The following is a 19,333-nucleotide window of genomic DNA, read 5'->3' as shown; positions in this document are numbered from 1 at the left end:
TGGCGTTTTTGCTTTTACAGCCGTCAAACAGACAACAAGCGCGAACGTTACGCTGCAGCGATCGCTTCACGTGCGCCTGCGAGCGCAGCGCTTGCCGCGTCCGGGCCCATGTTCAGGCCTTCGGCGTAGATGAAGTTCACGTCGGTCATGCCGAGGAAGCCGAGGAACGACTTCAGGTACGGCGTCTGGCTGTCGTGCGCCGTGCCTTGATACTTGCCGCCGCGTGCCGAAACGACATGGACCTTCTTGCCGTTCACGAGGCCTTCGGGACCATTCGCGGTGTAGCGGAACGTGATGCCGGCACGCGCGATCCAGTCGAAGTACGTCTTGAGCTGCGACGAGACGCCGAAGTTGTACATCGGCGCACCGATCACGATGATGTCCGCTGCCTGCAGTTCCGCGATCAGCGCTTCGCTGCGTGCGGCGATGGCCTGCTGCTCCGGCGTGCGCTGCTCGGCCGGCGTGAAGAACGCGCCGAGCACGGCGTCGTCGAGGTGCGGCAGCGGATCGGATTGCAGGTTACGCGTGACGACTTGCGCGCCCGGATTCGATTGTTGCAGCTTGGTCGTCAATTCGTTGACGAGCAGCGTCGACTGGGCGCCTTGCGAGCGGGCGGCGGAATTGATTTGCAGGATCGTGGTCATGGTGGCTCCTTCGGGTCTCAGTTGCGCAACGTTGCGCGAGTGAAGGCATTGTGTTTTTTTACTGCGCCCCGAAAAAGTAGTCCGCCGATGACGGATTGTTGCAACGATAGAACAATCGCCGGCATGAAAAAACGGCGTGGGATCCGTTACCCCACGCCGCTTATGGTGCCCCGTGCCGCCGTGCCCCGCCCAGCGGCTTATGCCGCCAGCCAGCGCTCGCGCAATGAGCGCGCGGGCGCACGCTTGTCGGAGGCGGCGAGCTTGTAGCGCGCGACCTCGGGCGCGTCGAGGGTCAGACGCGCCACGCGAAGCTCGTCGCGGCGGAACGCGTGGATGTCGACCTTCGTGCCCGGCTGGTAACGCGAGAGCAGCGTATCCAGATTCGAGCCCGTCACGCGCAGGCCGTCGAGCGCAACGATCGCGTCGCCAGCCGAAAGCCCCGCCTTCTGGGCCGCGCCGCCTTCGTAGACCACGGCAAGCGTCGCTTCGGCGCCGCCGCGCAGCCGCGCGCCGAGCGACGGCTTCGCGCCGCGCTCCGGCTCCCCTTCGAGCGTCACGCCGAACGGCTCGAACAGCGCCGCGAGCGGCAGGTCGCGCGTGCCCCGCACGGCGTCGCTAAAGAGCGCGCCCAGTTCCACGCCCGTCGCCTCGGTAATCAGCGCCTCGACATCGTCCTCGCCCACGCCGACCGGCTTGCCGCGATAGAAGTCGCGCCCATAGCGCTGCCACAAGAGGCGCATGACGTCGTCGAGCGATTTGCGGCCGTTCGTCTGCGCGCGAATCGCGAGATCGAACGACAGCGCCACGAGCGAGCCCTTGGTGTAATAGCTCACGATCGCATTCGACGCGTTCTCGTCCTGGCGGTAGTACTTCACCCACGCGTCGAACGAGCTTTCCGCGACGCTCTGCTTCAGGCGTCCCGTCCCGCGCAGCACGCCGGCGATCGTCTTGCCGAGCAGGCCGAAGTATTCGTCTGCGGAAATGAGGCCGCTGCGCACGAGCATCAGGTCGTCGTAGTACGACGTGAAGCCCTCGAACAGCCACAGCAGCGACGTATAGTCTTCGCGCGTGAGGTCGTACGGCACGAACGCCGCGGGCTTGATGCGCTTCACGTTCCACGTGTGGAAGTATTCGTGGCTGCACAGGCCGAGATAGGTGCGATAGCCGTCAGACGTCTCCGGCTTGCCCTTCACCGGCAGGTCGGTGCGATTGCAGATGAGCGCCGTCGATGCGCGATGCTCGAGGCCACCGTAACCGTCGCTCACGGCTTGCGTCATGAACACGTAGCGCTCCATCGGCGCGCGCTTCGTGCGCGGCTCGAACAGCGCGATCTGCGCCTCGCAGATTTTCTTGAGGTCGGCGGCAAGACGCTCGGTGTCGAGCGCGACCACGCGGCCCGCGATCACGATGTCGTGCGGCACGCCGTGCGCCTTGAAGCTCGCGAGCGTGAACTCGCCGAGCGTGACCGGATGATCGATCAGCTCATCGTAGTTCGTGGCCGTGTATTCGCCGAAACCGTAACGCTTGGTGCCGCGCGCTTCCGTGAGCGCCGTGCCCACGCGCCAGTGGCGGTATGCGTGCCCATCCGGACGCTGGATATCGACCGCGTGCTGCGCCTCCTCATGGCCGAGTGCCGCGAGAAACACGCTCGTGCCGTTGAAGAAGCCCACCGTGTCGTCGAGATGTGCCGCGCGCACCGACATGTCCCACGCGTAGATCTCGTAGCGCAGTGTGAGCGCGCCCTTCACGGGCGCGGCTTGCCACGAATGCTTGTCGGTCTTCGTCACGCGCACCTTGCGGCCCGCGTCGTTGAAGGCGCGCAGCGTGACGATGTTGCGCGCAAACTCGCGCACCATGTAACTGCCCGGAATCCACACGGGCAACATGAAGCATTGGCCGTCCGGCGCGGGGTCTTCCACGGTGAGCGTCACCTCGAACAGATGCGCGGCGGGATTCTTCGGGACGATGGTGTATCGGATCGGCTTCATCGGCGGGATCGGTGAGAGATTCGGTCAGCAGACGCTGCAGTGCAAATTCAGTATGCCCGGCAGACAAAAACGGACAAAAAGCGCCGGGCAAAAAAGTACCGGCCGCGAAAGCGGCCGGCGGGTTCAGGCGAGGCGTCAGTGCGCGCCGTTCAGTCCGCGTTCGAGCCGGTCGGCGCTGACTGCGCCCGGCAGGCGCGTGCCGTCGGCGAGGATCACGGTGGGCGTGCCAGTCACGTTCATCTTCTGGCCGAGCGCGAGATTGCTGTCGATGGCGGCCGTGTCGCACGTGCCGGCTGCCGTAGGCGCCTTGCGGTCGACCATCCACGATTCCCACGCCTTGCCGCGGTCGGCCGAGCACCAGATCTGCTTGGCCTTCGCCGTCGAATCCGGCGAGAGCACCGGATACAGGAAGGTGTAGACCGTCACGTTGTCGATCGACCTGAGCGTGTTTTCGAGCTGATGGCAGTACGGGCAGTTCGGGTCGGAGAACACGGCCATCTTGCGCTTGCCGTCGCCCTTCACGACTTTGACAGCGTTCTCGAGCGGCAGCTTCGAGAAATCGACCTTGTTGATTTCGTTCAGGCGCGCCTCGGTGAGATTGCGGTGCGCCTTGGTGTCGATGAGTTCGCCGTTGAGCACGTAGTCGCCGTTGGCGTCGCTGTAGACGATCTGCGTGCCGAGGTTGATCTCGTAGAGGCCCGGCATGGGCGCCTTGGTGATGCCCTTGATGTCGCTGGCGTCGATGCCGAGGCGCGTCTGCAGCGCCGATCTGATCTTGTCGGTGGTCTGGTCGGCCTGGGCCGAGCAGCCGAGCGCCGAGGTGGCTACCGCGATCACGAGCGCGGCAAATCGAATACGCGTTTGCATGGGATGCATTCCTGATTCGGGCGCGCCGCGCAGGGGCGACGCGCGCAGAGTTCCGTTGAATGGCCGGGACGGCATGTGCTGCGGGCGCGGCCAATACGCCCATTCTATGCTGCACTGGCCTAAAGCAACCGAAATGCCCGTTTAAGCGGGCAAGCCCGTGTACTAGCCGAGCGCCGAGGCCACGAGCCAGCGCTTGAGCAGCGGCTGCGCGCCCACGAACGCCATGCCCGTATTGCGCACCGCGCGAGCGAGCGTGCCGGGGAACGAGAAGAGCCGCTGCAGGCCGTCGGTGGCGACGACGAGCTTCTGGATGTCCTCGCGGCGGCCCCGCTCGTAGCGGCGCAGCAGCACGATGTCGCCGAGATCGCGGAAGGCCTCTTTCTTCGTGACGACGTCGACGAGCGCGGCAACGTCGCGCAAACCGAGGTTCACGCCCTGGCCCGCCAGCGGGTGGATCAGATGCGCGGCGTCGCCGATCAGCGCGACGCGCGGCGCAATGAGCCGGTCGACGGTTTGCAGCGAAAGCGGAAAACCGCGCGCGGGCGTAACGCATTCGAGCGCGCCCAGCTGGCTTTGCGAGACGCGCTCAACTTCGGCGGCAAGCTGCGCCGGTTCGAGCTTGAGCAGCTCGTCGGCATGTTCGGTCTGCGCCGACCAGACGAGCGACACGTGCTGATCGGGCAGCGGCAGCAAGGCGACGACCTCGCCCTCGCGGAACCACTGGTACGCCGTTTCGCCGTGCGGCTTTTCCGCCCGGAAGTTGGCGACCACGCCGGTTTGCTGGTAATCGCGCCGCTCGACCTTCGAGCCGATCTGCGCGCGCACCCACGAATGCGCGCCGTCCGCGCCGATCGCGAGGTCGGCTTCGATCGTGCGGCCATTGGCGAGGCCGACCACGGCCGCGTCCGGTTTCACGTCGAGCGTCTGTGCGCGCGTGTCGATCCACGCGAGATTGGGCTGGAAGTGCAGCGCGGCGTCGAGCGCGCGCTCGACGACCGACGACTCGGCAATCCACGCAAGCTGCGCAACCGAGGCCTGGTATGCCGAGAAGTGCAGCTCCGCCGCGGCGTCGCCGAACACGCGCATGTCGTAGACGGGCGTGAGGCGCGCGGCGTCGGCGGCCTGCCAGACCCGCAGCCGCTCGAACAGCGCCTGCGAACTGCGCGAAAAGGCGTACACGCGCGCGTCGAACACGGCGCCCGCTGGCAGCGGCGCGCAAGGCTGCGCGAGCAGCGCCACGCGCAGGCCGCTCTGGGTCAGCGCGAGCGCCGCCGACTTGCCGACGAGCCCGCCGCCGATCACGGCGACATCAAAGGTCTGGTTGCTTGCAGTCATGCGCGCATTATAGCCGCGGGCGCTTGCGTGGCCGGGCCGGAGGGGCGCGGTGTTGCGGCGCAGCAAGCCGTTGCGGGAAGTCGGCCCGTCGGCGCGGCGACAACCGCGGCTAAGGCTCACCCGGACGAGGTTACAATTACGGTTTTCGTGACTCCCCGTCACGTCCCCCGACGTGCCACCTGCGCCGCCCCGCCCGCCGCTCCCGCTTTCGCGAGACGCCCGGCCCCGGGCCCTTCGCGCGCGGCGAGCCGCACGTCACCACCCTGACATGCAGAGATTTACATGAGCCTCCAATGCGGCATCGTCGGCTTGCCTAACGTCGGCAAGTCCACCCTCTTCAACGCGCTGACCAAGGCGGGCATCGCGGCCGAAAACTACCCGTTCTGCACGATCGAGCCCAATGTCGGCGTGGTAGAAGTGCCGGATCAGCGTCTGAAGGCGCTCGCCGAAATCGTCAAGCCCGAGCGCGTCGTGCCGGCCGTGGTCGAATTCGTCGACATCGCGGGTCTGGTCGCGGGCGCGAGCAAGGGCGAAGGCCTCGGCAACCAGTTCCTCGCGAACATCCGCGAAACGGATGCGATTACGCACGTCGTGCGCTGCTTCGAAGATGAAAACGTGATCCACGTGGCAGGCAAGATCGATCCGCTCGCCGACATCGAAGTCATCAACACCGAACTGGCGCTCGCCGACCTCGCCACCGTCGAGAAGGCGCTCACGCGCTACTCGAAGGCCGCCAAGTCGGGCAACGACAAGGAAGCCGCGAAACTCGTGGCCGTGCTGGAAAAGGTGCGCGCGCAACTCGATCAGGCAAAGCCCGTGCGCGGGCTCGCGCTGAGCGAGGACGAGCAGGCGCTGATCAAGCCCTTCTGCCTCATCACCGCGAAGAAGACCATGTACGTCGCGAACGTGAAGGAAGACGGGTTCGAGAACAACCCGCATCTGGAAGCCGTGCGCAAGTACGCTGAAGGCGAGAATTCGCCGGTCGTGGCCGTGTGCGCCGCGATCGAAGCGGAAATCGCCGACCTCGAAGACGAAGACAAGATCGCGTTCCTCGCCGACATGGGCATGGAAGAGCCTGGCCTCGACCGCGTGATCCGCGCGGGCTTCAAGCTGCTCGGCCTGCAGACCTACTTCACGGCGGGCGTGAAGGAAGTACGCGCGTGGACGATCCATGTCGGCGATACGGCCCCGCAAGCCGCCGGCGTGATCCACACCGACTTCGAGCGCGGCTTCATCCGCGCGCAGACGATCGCGTTCGACGACTATGTTCAGTACAAGGGCGAAACCGGCGCGAAGGAAGCCGGCAAGATGCGCGCCGAAGGCAAGGAATACGTCGTGCACGACGGCGACGTGATGAACTTCCTGTTCAACGTTTAAGCGACACCTTTTTCTTCCCGTTTCCAAAAGACACTCTTATGGCCCAATACGTCTTCACCATGAACCGGGTCGGCAAGATCGTGCCGCCCAAGCGCCAGATCCTGAAGGACATCTCGCTGTCGTTCTTCCCCGGCGCCAAGATCGGTCTGCTCGGCCTGAACGGCTCGGGCAAGTCCACGCTCATCAAGATCATGGCCGGCGTCGACAAGGACATCGAAGGCGAAGCCACGCCGATGCCCAACCTGAACATCGGCTACCTGCCGCAGGAGCCGCAGCTCGATCCGGAAAAGACCGTGCGCGAAGCGGTCGAGGAAGGTCTGGGCGACGTGTTCAACGCGCAGAAGAAGCTCGACGAGATCTACGCCGCTTACGCGGAGCCGGACGCCGACTTCGACGCGCTGGCCGCCGAGCAGGCGAAGTACGAAGCGATCCTCGCGACGACCGACGGCAGCGCGGAACAGCAGATCGAAATCGCCGCCGACGCCCTGCGCCTGCCGGCCTGGGACGCGAAGATCGGCAACCTCTCGGGCGGTGAAAAACGCCGCGTCGCGCTGTGCAAGCTGCTGCTCGAAAAGCCCGACATGCTGCTGCTCGACGAGCCGACCAACCACCTGGACGCCGAATCGGTCGAGTGGCTCGAGCAGTTCCTCACGCGCTTCCCGGGCACCGTGGTCGCCGTGACCCACGATCGCTACTTCCTCGACAACGCCGCCGAGTGGATTCTCGAACTCGACCGCGGCCACGGCATTCCCTGGAAGGGCAACTACTCCAGCTGGCTCGACCAGAAGGAAGAGCGCCTGAAGCAGGAAGAAGCGTCGGAATCGGCACGCCAGAAGGCGATCAAGAAGGAACTGGAGTGGGTGCGCCAGAACCCGAAGGGCCGCCAGGCGAAGTCGAAGGCGCGTATCGCGCGTTTCGAGGAACTGTCGAGCTCGGAATACCAGAAGCGCAACGAAACGCAGGAAATCTTCATTCCGGCGGGCGAGCGTCTGGGCAACGAAGTGATCGAGTTCAAGAACGTCAGCAAGTCTTATGGCGATCGTCTGCTCATCGACAACCTGAGCTTCAAGATTCCCGCGGGCGCGATCGTCGGCATCATCGGGCCGAACGGCGCCGGTAAGTCGACGCTCTTCCGCATGCTCACGGGCAAGGAGCAGCCGGATTCGGGCGAAATCGTGCAAGGCCCGACCGTCAAGCTCGCCTACGTCGACCAGAGCCGCGACGCGCTGGCCGCCAACAAGACCGTGTTCGAGGAGATCTCGGGCGGCGCGGACGTGCTGACCGTGGGCAAGTACGAAACGCCTTCACGCGCGTATATCGGCCGCTTCAACTTCAAGGGCGGCGATCAGCAGAAGATCGTCGGCAACCTCTCGGGTGGTGAGCGTGGCCGTCTGCATCTGGCCAAGACGCTGATCTCGGGCGGCAACGTCCTGCTGCTCGACGAACCGTCGAACGATCTGGACGTCGAAACGCTGCGCGCGCTCGAAGACGCCTTGCTCGAATTCGCGGGCTCGGTGATGGTGATTTCGCACGATCGCTGGTTCCTCGACCGTATCGCCACGCACATCCTCGCGTTCGAAGGCGACTCGCAGGTCACGTTCTTCGACGGCAACTATCAGGAGTACGAGGCCGACAAGATCAAGCGTCTCGGTGAAGAAGCCGCACGTCCGAAGCGTCTGCGCTACAAGCCGATCAGCCGCTAATCAGGCGCGATCGATAGCAAACAACGGCGGCCCGCGGGCCGCCGTTGTCGTTCTGGCAGGGTCAGCCAAGCACGCACGGCATGGCGGTTGCTCGAAAGCCGCTACGCTTAGGCTCACCTGGGGCTTGATCAAGCCCAGCTCCCGCGAGGAATTCCGTATGGCGATGGCGCTGCGCAACCGTGTTGTCCTCATCGTGGCGATCGTCGTCGCGCTGCTCGTGCTCGCGGCGCTCGGCACGCTCTACGCGCTGCAGCGCGAGGCGAAAGCCTACGTGGAGCGAGCGCTCGCGCCCGTCGGCACGGCCGCGAGCGTGAACGTGGCGTTCAATCTCTCATCGGTCGAGCTCACCGACGTGCGCCTGAAGCCGCCGCCGAACTGGCCGACCGCCGACACGCTGCGCGCCGCCCGCATCACGATCACGCCCGATGTGCGCGCGCTGATCTCGCACCGCGTGCATATTCGCGACGTCACCGTGAGCGATTTCACGATGACGGTGCTGCGCCGGGAAAGCGGCTCGATCCTGATCCTGCCGAATCTGCGCGAAGCGATGGCGCAAAGCGCCGCGCCCTCGAGCGGCGCGCAGGGCGCAAACAGCCTGCCGCAGGAAAAGATCATCGACCATATCGGCTTCGAAAACGGCACATTCGACTTCTACGACCGTTCGGTGAGCAATCCGCCGTGGCGTATTACGGTGAACCGCGCGCAGGCGAGCGTCGACAATGTCCAGCTGCCGGCGCTTACGGAGACCACGCGCGTTTCGGTCACCGGCAACGTCGTCGGTCCGGAGCACACCGGACGCGTCACGTTCGACGGCTGGATCCAGATTGCGAGCAAGGACTCGCAACTGCGCACGTCGCTGCGCGGCGTGGATGTGCGCACAATCGATCCCTATCTGCTTAAAAAGGCCGGCGCGAAGGCCAACGTGACGGGCGGCACGCTCGACCTCGATCTCACCTCGACCGTGCGCGGCTATCACCTGCACGCGCCGGGCACGGTCACGCTGCACAACCTGCAACTCGCGGAAAGCGGCGACGCAGTGGACACCTTCCTGTCGATCCCGACGCGCGCCGCCGTGGCCGCATTGAAGGCGCACAAGGGTGAGATCACGCTGCATTTCGTGCTCGACGGCAACCTGCGCGACCCGAAATTCAAGCTCAACGAAAACCTGATGACGGAGTTGCGCGCAGGGTTTGCGCAGGCGCTCGGGGTGAGCGCGGAAGGGGTGGCGAAGGGCGCCGGGCAAACCGCGAAGGGTATCGCCGACGCGCTGCGCAGTCTGCTGCAGCCGGTAGCGCCGGCGCCCGCTTCGAAATAGCGCGCGGGGCGCCGGCTTTAGCCTGGTGAGACCGGATTAGGCCGGATCAGACCGGCAGGCCGAGTTCGCGCAGCTTCGCGTCGGTGGTGGCGTTGCTCGTGTGGTGCACGCCATGCCAGCCGAGCGCCGTGGCCGCTTCGGCGTTCAGCGCATTGTCGTCGATGAAAACGAGTTCCTCGGGCTTTATGCCCGGCAACTGTGCCTCGATGCGGCGGAACATCTCGTGGAAGATCGCCGGATCGGGCTTCACGAGCTTCACGTGGCCCGACACGACGATATCGCGGCAGCGCCGCAGGATGCCGAAGCGCTCCCACGCCCACGGAAACGTCTCGGCCGACCAGTTCGTGAGACCGAAGATCGGCATACCCGCCGCCTCGAGGCGCTCGAACGTCGCGACGCCCCCGGCGAGCAAGCCGCCGACCATCTCGTGCCAGCGATCGTAGAACGCGCGAATGAGCGCTTCGTGCTCGGGAAACGCCGCGACCAGTTCCTTCGTGCCCACGGCAATGGGCTCGCCGCCGTCCTGGCGGATCACCCAGTCCATTTTGCAGACGTGGGTGAGAAACCAGCGGCGCTCGTCGTCGTTGGGAATCAGCTTGCGATAGAGATACTCGGGACTCCAGTCCACGAGCACCCCGCCGAAATCGAACACCACTGCCTTGATCGTCATGCGTTTCTCGCTCCGCTTGATCGTTATCGGATCGCTATCGGGATGCCGGGGAAATCAGATCGGCTGCGTGCGCTTTTCGAGCCACGCGAGCGCATCGCCGCTCACGTGCGGCGCTACGCGCACGCGCACCGTCTGGTGGTACGCGTTGAGCCACTCGCGCTCGTCCGCACGCAGGAGCGCGAGATCGATGCAACGCGTGTCGATCGGGCAGAGCGTGAGCGTCTCGAAGCTGAGGAAGTCGCCGAATTCGGTGGTTTCGGCGCGCTGGTTGAGCACGAGATTCTCGATACGCACGCCCCACTTGCCGGGCCGGTAGATGCCCGGCTCGACCGAGGTGATCATGCCCTCTTCCATCGCAGTCCACGGCTCGGCAGGCGCGTAGTGCGAAATGACCTGCGGACCTTCGTGCACGTTCAGGAAGTAGCCCACGCCGTGGCCCGTGCCGTGACCGTAGTCCGCGCCCGCTTCCCAGATCGGCGCGCGAGCAATGGCGTCGAGCATCGGCGAGCGGATGCCGCGTGGGAACTTCGCGCGCGAAAGCGCCATCATGCCCTTGAGCACGAGCGTGAAATCGCGCTTTTGCTCCGCACTCGGCGTGCCCACGGGCACGACGCGCGTGATGTCGGTGGTGCCGTCGAGGTACTGGCCGCCCGAGTCGATGAGCAGCAGGCCGTTGCCTTCGATCACGCTGTGCGACTCGGGCGTGGCGCGGTAGTGCGGCATCGCGCCGTTCGCGTTGAAGCCCGCGATGGTCGCGAACGAGAGCGACTTGAAGCCCGCTCGGCGAGCACGCGCGGCGGAAAGCTTTTCGTCGATGGTCAGCTCGGTGATGCGCTCGCGGCCAAGCGCCGCCTCGAACCACGCGAAGAACTCGGCAAGCGCCGCACCGTCCTGCTCCATGGTCGCGCGCACGTGATCGGCTTCGGCGGCAGTTTTCCGCGACTTGAAGAACGTGCTCGGATTGACCGACTCCACGAGCTTCACCGCCGACGACACCGCCTGCAGCAAGCCATACGTCACGCGGCGCGGATCGACGAGCAGCGCGGCCTTCGCGGGCAGCGCCGCGAGCGCGGCGGCGGCCTCGGCATACGGCGCGACACGCACCTTGTCTTTCGCGAGCGACTGCACGAGTGCGTCGCTCACCTTGCCGTCGGCGACGAAGAGCGTCGCGTCGTCCGGCCCGATCAGCGCGTGCGCGACGAACACCGGGTTGTAGTTTACGTCCGCGCCGCGCAGGTTGAAGAGCCAGGCTAGATCGTCGAGCGTGGAGATGAAGTGCCACTGCGCGCCCTTCTCCTGCATCGCGCGGCGCACCTGGTCGAGCTTGCCGGCGCGGCTCGTGTCGGCGTGCGGCGCGACGTGCTCGTAGACAGGCTCGAGCGGCAGCGACGGGCGACCTTGCCAGACATCGTCGAGCAGATCGAGGTCCGTGCGCAGCGCGACATCGCGCGCCTTGAGCGCCTCGGCCAGCGCGCGCGCCGAGGCGACGCCGAGCACCGCGCCATCCACGGCCACCGCGCCGCCCGCACTCACGTTCTGCGCGAGCCAGTCGATATGCGGCGCGCTCTGCTGGCCGCCCATCATCTTCATGAGCTCGATGCCGGTACCGGCCAGTTGCTGCTCGGCCTGCACCCAGTAGCGGCTGTCCACCCACACGCCCGCAAAGTCCTTCGTCACCACGAGCGTGCCCACCGAGCCGGTGAAGCCGGAGAGCCACTCGCGCCCCTGCCAGCGGCGCGGCAGATATTCAGACAGATGCGGATCGGCGGAGGGCACGAGGGCGGCATCCACGCCGGCGCGCGTCATCGCAGCGCGCAGGGCGGCAATGCGTTCGGGAATCGAAGAGGTTTCGGGGAGTCGGGCGTTCATGTTTTTCACCTGCGAAGAATTCGAAGCGGAAGATCTGGATTCGGCTAAAGGCTGCGCGTCTGAGGACCGGCTGCGCGCGACTAGGTCCGCCGCGCGCGCAGTGCTACGCACACGCCCGCGAAAACGAGCGCGATCGCCGTGCAAAGCGGCCACTGAAGCAACTCGCCATCGTAGAAAAGACCGGTCGCACTGCCCGCTGCATTCGCGAGCGCCGCGCCGAGCACGCCGGCCACGACCGCCAGCGCGAATCCGTGACGTGCGGCACGGCGCAAGGGATGGAGCCACCATCCCGCACAGCCCACCACCAGACCGAGAATGACGATACCGGGCCAGCCCATCAAAGACTTGTCCTATGGGTTTTCAGATAAGTCCGATAGGACCGCCGATGCATGAGAGCTAGCATTTGTAACTCGGTTAGTCACTTTTAAAACTGGAAAACGGCCGGCTCGGCGCTTCCCGCGTAGCGGTTGAGTGTAGGGGGCAGGGTTGCGCAAGGCAAGCGCGTCCGGGCCGCCCCAGCCGCACTCTCTCGTATGCGAATCGCCCTTGTCGAACCCGACGCCCGTCAGGCCGAAACCCTCGTCCGCCTGCTCATTGCGGGCGGGCACGCATGCCACCACTTCCCTCTTGGCGCACGACTCTTTGAAACCCTCGAAGACGAAACCTTCGACCTGTTGATCGCAGCATGGTGGTGCGGCGACGCCGGCGCCGACGACCTCATCCCCCAGGCGCGCAAGCTGCTGCCGGGTCTGCCCGCCATCGCGCTGATGCTCGCGCCCCATGAAAGCGAAATCGTCGCGAGCCTGCAAGCCGGCGCGGACGACTGCATCGCCAAGCCCGTGCGCGGCCCTGAAATGCTCGCGCGCATCGACGCACTCCTGCGCCGCGCCGGCGTGCGCCGGCCGCGCAATCGCGCCCGTCACGGCTTTGGAGACTACCTCTTCGATTCCGGCCGCTACGAAGTGTCGTTTCGGGGTCACACCGTCACGCTCACGCCCAAGGAATACCGTTTCGCGCTGCTGCTCTTCACCAATGCATCGCGCCCCGTTTCGCGGGCACGCATTCTCGAAACCGTCTGGAATCTGAACCGCGACGTTCGGTCGCGCACGCTCGACACGCACGCCTCCCGTCTGCGCAGCAAATTGCAGCTCGGACCCGAGCACGGCTGGCGTTTGACCACTTTGTACGGCTTTGGTTACCAGCTCGAAAGGCTCCCCATATCACCTACCGGAATGTCGGGCTCTGTCGGCGCGAATGTCGAAAGCGAGGAAAAGTTATAATATCCGCCTAAATCTCGCCCCCATGGTATGCAGCTTCTAACGATCGGAATCAATCACCACACCGCGCCCGTCGCCTTGCGCGAACGCGTGGCGTTTCCGCTCGAACAGATCAAGCCCGCGCTCGCCCTGTTCAAGGAAGCGTGGTCCGGCAAGCGTTCGCTGAGCGCGCCGGAAGCCGCCATTCTCTCCACCTGCAACCGCACCGAGCTCTATTGCGCGACCGACGCGCACGGCTCGCGCGACCAGGCCGTGAGCTGGCTCTCGCAGTACCACGGCATCCGCGAAGAGGAACTTGCGCCGCACGTCTATACGCTGCCGCAGTCCGAAGCGGTGCGTCATGCGTTCCGGGTGGCTTCGGGGCTCGATTCGATGGTGCTGGGCGAAACGCAGATCGTCGGCCAGATGAAGACGGCGGTACGCACCGCGACCGAGGCCGGCGCACTCGGCACCTATTTGAACCAGTTGTTCCAGCGCACCTTCGCCGTGGCGAAGGAAGTGCGCAGCACGACCGAAATCGGCGCGCAGTCGGTTTCGATGGCCGCCGCCGCCGTGCGGCTCGCGCAGCGCATCTTCGACAAGATCGCCAACCAGCGCGTGCTCTTTATCGGCGCGGGCGAGATGATCGAGCTGTGCGCCGCGCACTTCGCCGCGCAGCAGCCGCGCGAACTCGTGATCGCAAACCGCACGGCCGAGCGCGGGCGCTATGTTGCGGAACGCTTCGGCGGCCGCTCCATTCCGCTCTCCGACCTGCCCGCGCGCATGCACGAATTCGACATCATCGTCTCGTGCACGGCGTCTACGCTTCCGATCATCGGACTCGGCGCTGTGGAGCGCGCGGTGAAGGCGCGCCGTCACCGCCCTATTTTCATGGTCGACCTCGCGGTGCCCCGCGACATCGAGCCCGAAGTCGCCCAGCTCGAAGACGTGTTCCTCTATACCGTCGACGATCTCGGCACGATCGTGCGCGAAGGCAATGCCTCGCGCCAGGCCGCGGTCGCGCAGGCCGAAACGATCATCGAGTCGCGCGTGGCGAACTTCATGCAGTGGCTCGACTCGCGCAGCATCGTGCCGGTCATCCGCCACATGCACACCCAGGCCGACGCGCTGCGTCGCGCCGAACTCGAACGCGCCCGCAAGATGCTCGCGCGCGGTGACGACCCGTCGGCCGTGCTCGAAGCGCTGTCGCAGTCGCTCACCAACAAGCTGATCCACGGTCCGACGCATGCGCTCAACACGTCGAGCGGCGATCAGCGCGACTCGCTCATCGAACTGATGGGCGGCTTTTACCGCCACGGCCAGCCGGCCAGGACAGACGACGCCGTGCAGGCCGCGGTGGACGTCAGCGCCTCGCCGCGTTCCGCCGGCTCTTCTGATTCGTCCAATTCGTCCGATTCGTCTGGTAGTTCGGACCGTTAGCGACGTTCGCGGTCGGGCGCGCGCCATGCGTGCCCTGCACGACCGGGCCGCCCGCCCGCTTCTTCTCTCTCGCAGTCCTATCCGGAGCCCGCTCCGCACCGCCCGATGAAAACGAGCATGCAATCGAAGCTCGACCAGCTGACTACGCGCCTGGCCGAGCTGAACGACCTGTTGAGCCGTCCCGACGTGACCTCGAACCGCGACCAGTACCGCAAGCTCACGCGCGAGCATGCGGAGCTGGGGCCCGTGGTCGAGCACTACGGACAGTGGCGTCAGGCCAAAGACGACGAAGCCGCGGCGAAAGACCTGCTCTCCGACGCCTCGATGCGCGACTTCGCCGAGGAAGAGGTGAAAGCGTCGCGCGAGCGCATGGCGCAGCTCCAGCACGAATTGCAGATGATGCTGCTGCCGAAGGACCCCAACGACGACCGCAACGTGTTCCTCGAAATCCGCGCGGGCACAGGCGGCGACGAGTCGGCCCTGTTCGCGGGCGACCTGCTGCGCATGTACCTGCGCTACGCGGAACGCAACCGCTGGCAGATCGAGATGATGTCGGCGAGCGAGTCGGATCTGGGCGGCTACAAGGAAGTGATCGTGCGCATTGCGGGCGAGGCGGCGTACTCGAAGCTCAAGTTCGAGTCGGGCGGCCATCGCGTGCAGCGCGTGCCCGCCACCGAAACGCAGGGCCGCATCCACACGTCGGCCTGTACGGTCGCGGTGATGCCGGAAGCCGACGAAATCGGCGAAGTGGAGATCAATCCATCCGACCTGCGCATCGACACCTTCCGTGCCTCGGGCGCGGGCGGCCAGCACATCAACAAGACCGATTCGGCCGTGCGCGTGACGCACCTTCCGACCGGCATCGTCGTGGAGTGCCAGGACGACCGCTCGCAGCACAAGAACAAGGACCGCGCACTCAAGGTGCTCGCCGCGCGCATCAAGGACAAGCAGTACCAGGAGCAGCACGCCAAGGAAGCGGCGACGCGCAAGAGCCTCGTGGGCTCGGGCGACCGCTCGGAGCGCATCCGCACCTACAACTTCCCGCAGGGGCGGCTCACCGATCACCGCATCAATCTCACGCTCTATCGCCTCGAAGCGATCATGGACGGCGACCTCGACGAACTGATCGGCGCGCTCGTCTCCGAGCATCAGGCCGAGCAGCTCGCCTCGCTCGGCGACGCCGATTGAGCGCGCCAGAGACATGAGCGAAGCCGTTACCGCCGAGGCGCTGCTGCGCGCCACGCCGCTAGCCGCGCTCGAAGCGCGCATTTTGCTGATGCACGTACTCGGCTGGCGCCGCACCGAACTCATCACGCGCGGCGATCAGGCGCTCGACGCGGCCCGCGTGGACGCGTACCGCGCGCTCGAAGCGCGCCGCGTGCAAGGCGAGCCGATCGCGCAACTCGTGGGCGCGCGCGAGTTCTACGGCCTCGACTTCGACGTGACGCCCGACGTGCTGATTCCGCGCCCCGATACCGAGCTGCTCGTGGAAACGGCCCTCGCGGCGCTCGAAGGCGTCGCACAGCCGCGCGTGCTCGACCTCGGCACCGGCAGCGGCGCGATTGCCGTGGCGCTCGCCTCGGCGCGTCCCGATGCGCGCGTCTGGGCCGTCGATCGTTCGGCGGCCGCGCTCAAAGTGGCTGCGCGCAACGCCGCGAAGCTGCTGGACGCCCAGCGTCCCGGCGGCCCGCTCGCGTTCGTGGCTGGCAGCTGGTACGACACGCTCGATGCGGCGCTGCGATTCGAAGCGATCGTGAGCAATCCACCGTACATCGCGAACGGCGATCCCCATCTGGAACAAGGCGACCTGCGCTTCGAGCCGCGCGGCGCGCTCACCGACGAAGCCGACGGCCTCACCGCCCTGCGCGCAATCGTCGCGGGCGCATCTGCCCGGCTCGCGCCGGGCGGCGTGCTCTGGATGGAGCACGGCTACGACCAGGCGGCCGCCGTTCGGGCCTTGCTGGAAGACGCCGGTTTCAAGGACGTGCGCTCCGAGCGCGATCTGGCCGGCATCGAACGCATCAGCGGCGGCTGTCTACCTTAGCCGGCCGGCCAGGCACGCTCCCGGCAACGCCGGGCTTGCACGGGCGAAATCCGCTATCATTTCATCCTGCATTCCAACGTATTCAGCATCAATTCAATCGCAAGGTCAGTCATGGACACCCAACAACGCATCAAGCAGATCGTCGACGAAAACGCCGTCGTCCTCTTCATGAAGGGCAACGCGCAGTTCCCGATGTGCGGCTTCTCCGGTCGCGCGGTGCAGATCCTGAAAGCCTGCGGCGTCGATCAGTTCAAGACCGTCAACGTGCTCGAGGACGACGAAGTCCGCCAGGGCATCAAGGAATTCTCGAACTGGCCGACCATCCCGCAGCTCTACGTGAAGGGCGAGTTCATCGGCGGCTCGGACATCATGATGGAGATGTACCAGAACGGCGAGCTGCAGCAGCTCTTCGCCGCGGCGTAATCGCCAGCCACGGGGCGGCATCGGGTGCACGACGGTGCGCCTGTTCCGTCCCGAGCGCTCGGTGTGCAACGCCGGCGCTTTTTCATGAGGCGCATTCGCCTCGACCTCGCCTCGCCTTCGCTTCGACTCCCGCCTGACGTGAATACCGCCTCCCCTGCCTCGTCCGCTATCGCACAACTGCCGCAACGCCGGCTGATCGTCGCGATTACGGGGGCCACAGGCGCGATTTACGGCGTGCGCATGCTCGACATGCTGCGGCGGCTGGGCGGCGTCGAAACGCATCTGCTCGTTTCGGCGGCGGGCTGGCTCAACATCCAGCACGAGCTGCAGCTCAGCAAGGACGATCTGCACGCACGCGCGGATGTCGTGCATTCCGTGCGCGACGTCGGCGCGACCATCGCTTCGGGCTCATTCGCGACCGATGGCATGATCGTCGCGCCCTGCTCGATGAAGACGCTCGCGAGCGTCGCCCATGGTCTCTCCGACAACCTGATCGCGCGCGCCGCCGACGTCACGCTCAAGGAGCGCCGCCGTCTCGTGCTGCTCGTGCGCGAAACGCCGTTCAACCTCGCGCATCTGCGCAACATGACGGCCGTGACCGAAATGGGCGGCGTGATCTTCCCGCCGCTGCCGGCCTTCTACAACCAGCCGGCTTCGATCGACGAGATGGTCGATCACACGGTCGCGCGGGTGCTCGACCTGTTCGCGCTCGGGCCAGCGCTCTCGCCCGCCTGGCCGGGCCTGCGCGGCACCGACGAATAAGCGCTGGGCGCATTTTCGCGCGCCGCGCCGATTATCAATATCGGCGACACAATCAATTCCCTTTCGCACCGTTTAATTCGCGACGGTAGGGTCTTATATTGATCGGAATACGATACTTTCGGACCGCCCCGGCGCGGTCAGCCCACGATCATGACCACCCGTACGCCTAGTCTCTTCCTCTCGCACGGCGCTCCTACGCTGCCGATCGACCCGTCGCTGCCTTCCGGCGGCTTCAGCGTGCTCTCGGAGCATTTGCCGCGTCCGGAGTCGGTGCTGATGCTCTCCGCGCATTGGGGCACGATGCGCCCCGTGGTCAGCACCGCCACGCAGCCTGAGACGATCCACGACTTCTACGGCTTTCCGCGCGCGCTCTACGAGATCCAGTACCCGGCGCCCGGCGCGCCCGAGATGGCGCAGCGCGCAGCGGCGCTGCTGCGCGAGCAAGGCGTGCCTGTCGATGAGGAAGCGCACGGCCTCGACCATGGGGCGTGGGTCCCCATGCTGCTGATGTTCCCCGAGGCGAACGTGCCCGTCGCCCAGCTTTCGATCCAGCCGCGCGCCAACGCCGCCCATCACTTCGCGCTTGGCCGTGCGCTGCGCTCGCTGCGCGACGAAGGCGTGATGGTGATCGGCTCGGGCCAGATCACCCATAACCTGCGCGAGGCGGACTTCTCGGCGCGGCCGGAAGACGCCGATCCGCGCGTGGCCGAGTTCACGCAATGGTTCGAGGATCACCTCGCCGCGCGCGACATCGACGCGTTGCTCGACTACCGCCAGCGCGCCCCGCACGCGGTGCTCATGCACCCGACGGACGAGCACCTGCTGCCCGTCTTCGCGGCGCTCGGTGCAGCCGACGACGACTACACGCTCGGCGTGCAGTCGCTTGGCACCTACCAGCGCGCGCTCGCGATGACGAACTACGTGTTCGGCAGCGCCGTGCAATAAAGCCGCCGCGAGCCGCTACGCCGGCTCCGCGTTTGCTCAAAACGCAAAAAAGCCCGCCTGAATCGCTTCAGGCGGGCTTTTTGTATTGCGCGTCGCTTAGTTCGACACGCTGGGTTCGACGCTTAGTGCGCGCCGATGCCTTCGAGGACTTCGTCGTGCTCCTGGCGTTCCGCGAGGTACGGCGAGCGGTAGCCCGAATTCACGCCCCAGTAATAGAACACGAGCGAGACGAGCGCGACGACCAGCATGTCCCAGCCGTACGGAAGCAGACCGGCGCCGCCGAACTGCTTGCTGCCGACGAGCGAGAGCAGCGCCATGATCGGCAGGTACGCGCACAGCCACCATGCGGCCTTCAGATCCTGGCCCCAGCCGTCAAAGCCCTGCTTGCTCTGGAAGTAGAAGTACACCGGCAGCGCGACGACCATCAGCAGAATGATTTCGCCGGTCAGCGGCCACTTCGCCCAGTACAGGATCATCGATGCGCAGACGAAGGCGAACGGCGCGATCACTTTCATGAACGGCACGGAGAGCGGGCGCTCGATGTCCGTGGCGGCGCGCTTGAGCGCCATCAGGCTGATCGGACCCGTGAGGTACGAAATCACCGTCGCCACCGAGATCACCGCCGCGAGCGAACTCCAGCCGCGGAAGAAGAACATGAAGATGAACGAGACGAGCAGGTTGAACCACATCGCGTT

General features: G+C 65.9%; 16 protein-coding genes and 2 pseudogenes. 10 read left to right on the top strand and 8 right to left on the bottom strand.

Annotation, left to right across the window (positions count from 1 at the left end):
- Window positions 1-47 precede the first annotated feature (47 nt).
- The 4 genes from E1N52_RS39525 to E1N52_RS39510 form a co-directional block, all read right to left on the bottom strand.
- Window positions 48-644, bottom strand: coding sequence for an FMN-dependent NADH-azoreductase (locus E1N52_RS39525; protein ID WP_133190155.1), 597 nt, complete (start codon window positions 642-644; stop codon window positions 48-50).
- Window positions 645-841: 197 nt separating this feature from the next.
- Complete coding sequence (locus tag E1N52_RS39520) at window positions 842-2,632, bottom strand: M61 family metallopeptidase (RefSeq protein WP_133190153.1); 1,791 nt, start codon at window positions 2,630-2,632, stop codon at window positions 842-844.
- A 135-nt stretch (window positions 2,633-2,767) separates the two neighbouring features.
- Window positions 2,768-3,499, bottom strand: a complete 732-nt coding sequence (locus E1N52_RS39515) for a DsbC family protein (RefSeq protein WP_133190151.1) — start codon at window positions 3,497-3,499, stop codon at window positions 2,768-2,770.
- 162 nt (window positions 3,500-3,661) lie between these two features.
- Window positions 3,662-4,834, bottom strand: a complete 1,173-nt coding sequence (locus E1N52_RS39510) for a UbiH/UbiF family hydroxylase (protein ID WP_133190149.1) — start codon at window positions 4,832-4,834, stop codon at window positions 3,662-3,664.
- Window positions 4,835-5,116: 282 nt separating this feature from the next.
- On the opposite strand from E1N52_RS39510, the gene ychF reads away from it, so the two are divergent.
- The 3 genes from ychF (at window position 5,117) to E1N52_RS39495 (ending at window position 9,229) form a co-directional block, all read left to right on the top strand.
- Window positions 5,117-6,211 (top strand): redox-regulated ATPase YchF, encoded by a 1,095-nt coding sequence (ychF, locus tag E1N52_RS39505; protein WP_133190147.1) that lies wholly within the window; start codon window positions 5,117-5,119, stop codon window positions 6,209-6,211.
- 38 nt (window positions 6,212-6,249) lie between these two features.
- A complete protein-coding gene (gene ettA, locus E1N52_RS39500) occupies window positions 6,250-7,914 on the top strand; it encodes an energy-dependent translational throttle protein EttA (RefSeq protein ID WP_133190145.1) in 1,665 nt (554 codons plus the stop codon).
- Window positions 7,915-8,071: 157 nt separating this feature from the next.
- A complete protein-coding gene (locus tag E1N52_RS39495) occupies window positions 8,072-9,229 on the top strand; it encodes a DUF748 domain-containing protein (RefSeq protein ID WP_133190143.1) in 1,158 nt (385 codons plus the stop codon).
- Between the two features lie 46 nt (window positions 9,230-9,275).
- Here E1N52_RS39495 and E1N52_RS39490 read toward each other — a convergent pair whose 3' ends face one another.
- The 3 genes from E1N52_RS39490 to E1N52_RS39480 form a co-directional block, all read right to left on the bottom strand.
- Complete coding sequence (locus E1N52_RS39490) at window positions 9,276-9,899, bottom strand: HAD family hydrolase (RefSeq protein WP_133190141.1); 624 nt, start codon at window positions 9,897-9,899, stop codon at window positions 9,276-9,278.
- Between the two features lie 54 nt (window positions 9,900-9,953).
- Window positions 9,954-11,768: an aminopeptidase P family protein gene (locus E1N52_RS39485; RefSeq protein ID WP_133190139.1), complete on the bottom strand. Its 1,815-nt coding sequence runs from the start codon at window positions 11,766-11,768 to the stop codon at window positions 9,954-9,956.
- 80 nt (window positions 11,769-11,848) lie between these two features.
- Window positions 11,849-12,106, bottom strand: a complete 258-nt coding sequence (locus E1N52_RS39480; RefSeq protein WP_133190137.1) for a hypothetical protein — start codon at window positions 12,104-12,106, stop codon at window positions 11,849-11,851.
- Window positions 12,107-12,301: 195 nt separating this feature from the next.
- Here E1N52_RS39480 and E1N52_RS39475 point away from each other — a divergent pair, with 195 nt between their 5' ends.
- The 7 genes and pseudogenes from E1N52_RS39475 to E1N52_RS39445 all read left to right on the top strand — a co-directional run bounded on the left by E1N52_RS39475 (window position 12,302) and on the right by E1N52_RS39445 (window position 18,638).
- Window positions 12,302-13,048 carry a response regulator transcription factor gene (locus E1N52_RS39475; protein WP_133190135.1) on the top strand — a complete coding sequence of 249 codons (747 nt, stop codon included), beginning with the start codon at window positions 12,302-12,304 and terminating at the stop codon, window positions 13,046-13,048.
- Window positions 13,049-13,075: 27 nt separating this feature from the next.
- A pseudogene (hemA, locus tag E1N52_RS39470) lies at window positions 13,076-14,341 on the top strand (glutamyl-tRNA reductase); the annotation flags it as partial.
- A 228-nt stretch (window positions 14,342-14,569) separates the two neighbouring features.
- Complete coding sequence (prfA, locus tag E1N52_RS39465) at window positions 14,570-15,652, top strand: peptide chain release factor 1 (protein ID WP_133190131.1); 1,083 nt, start codon at window positions 14,570-14,572, stop codon at window positions 15,650-15,652.
- Between the two features lie 13 nt (window positions 15,653-15,665).
- Entirely contained in the window at window positions 15,666-16,508 is an 843-nt protein-coding gene (gene prmC, locus E1N52_RS39460; RefSeq protein WP_133190129.1) for a peptide chain release factor N(5)-glutamine methyltransferase, read from the top strand.
- 111 nt (window positions 16,509-16,619) lie between these two features.
- The gene (gene grxD / locus E1N52_RS39455; protein ID WP_028214777.1) at window positions 16,620-16,931 is read left to right on the top strand and encodes a Grx4 family monothiol glutaredoxin; all 312 of its coding nucleotides are present in this window, start codon (window positions 16,620-16,622) and stop codon (window positions 16,929-16,931) included.
- Between the two features lie 84 nt (window positions 16,932-17,015).
- Complete coding sequence (locus E1N52_RS39450; protein ID WP_281282827.1) at window positions 17,016-17,693, top strand: UbiX family flavin prenyltransferase; 678 nt, start codon at window positions 17,016-17,018, stop codon at window positions 17,691-17,693.
- 150 nt (window positions 17,694-17,843) lie between these two features.
- Complete coding sequence (locus E1N52_RS39445; RefSeq protein ID WP_133190127.1) at window positions 17,844-18,638, top strand: DODA-type extradiol aromatic ring-opening family dioxygenase; 795 nt, start codon at window positions 17,844-17,846, stop codon at window positions 18,636-18,638.
- Between the two features lie 122 nt (window positions 18,639-18,760).
- On the opposite strand, the pseudogene E1N52_RS39440 reads toward E1N52_RS39445, so the two are convergent.
- Window positions 18,761-19,333, bottom strand: a pseudogene (locus E1N52_RS39440) (amino acid:proton symporter); the annotation flags it as partial.

Source organism: Paraburkholderia guartelaensis (assembly GCF_004353905.1).
Lineage (GTDB): Bacteria > Pseudomonadota > Gammaproteobacteria > Burkholderiales > Burkholderiaceae > Paraburkholderia > Paraburkholderia guartelaensis.
The sequence above is the reverse complement of the archived record's forward strand: the minus strand, read 5'-3'. Positions and strand labels throughout refer to the sequence as shown.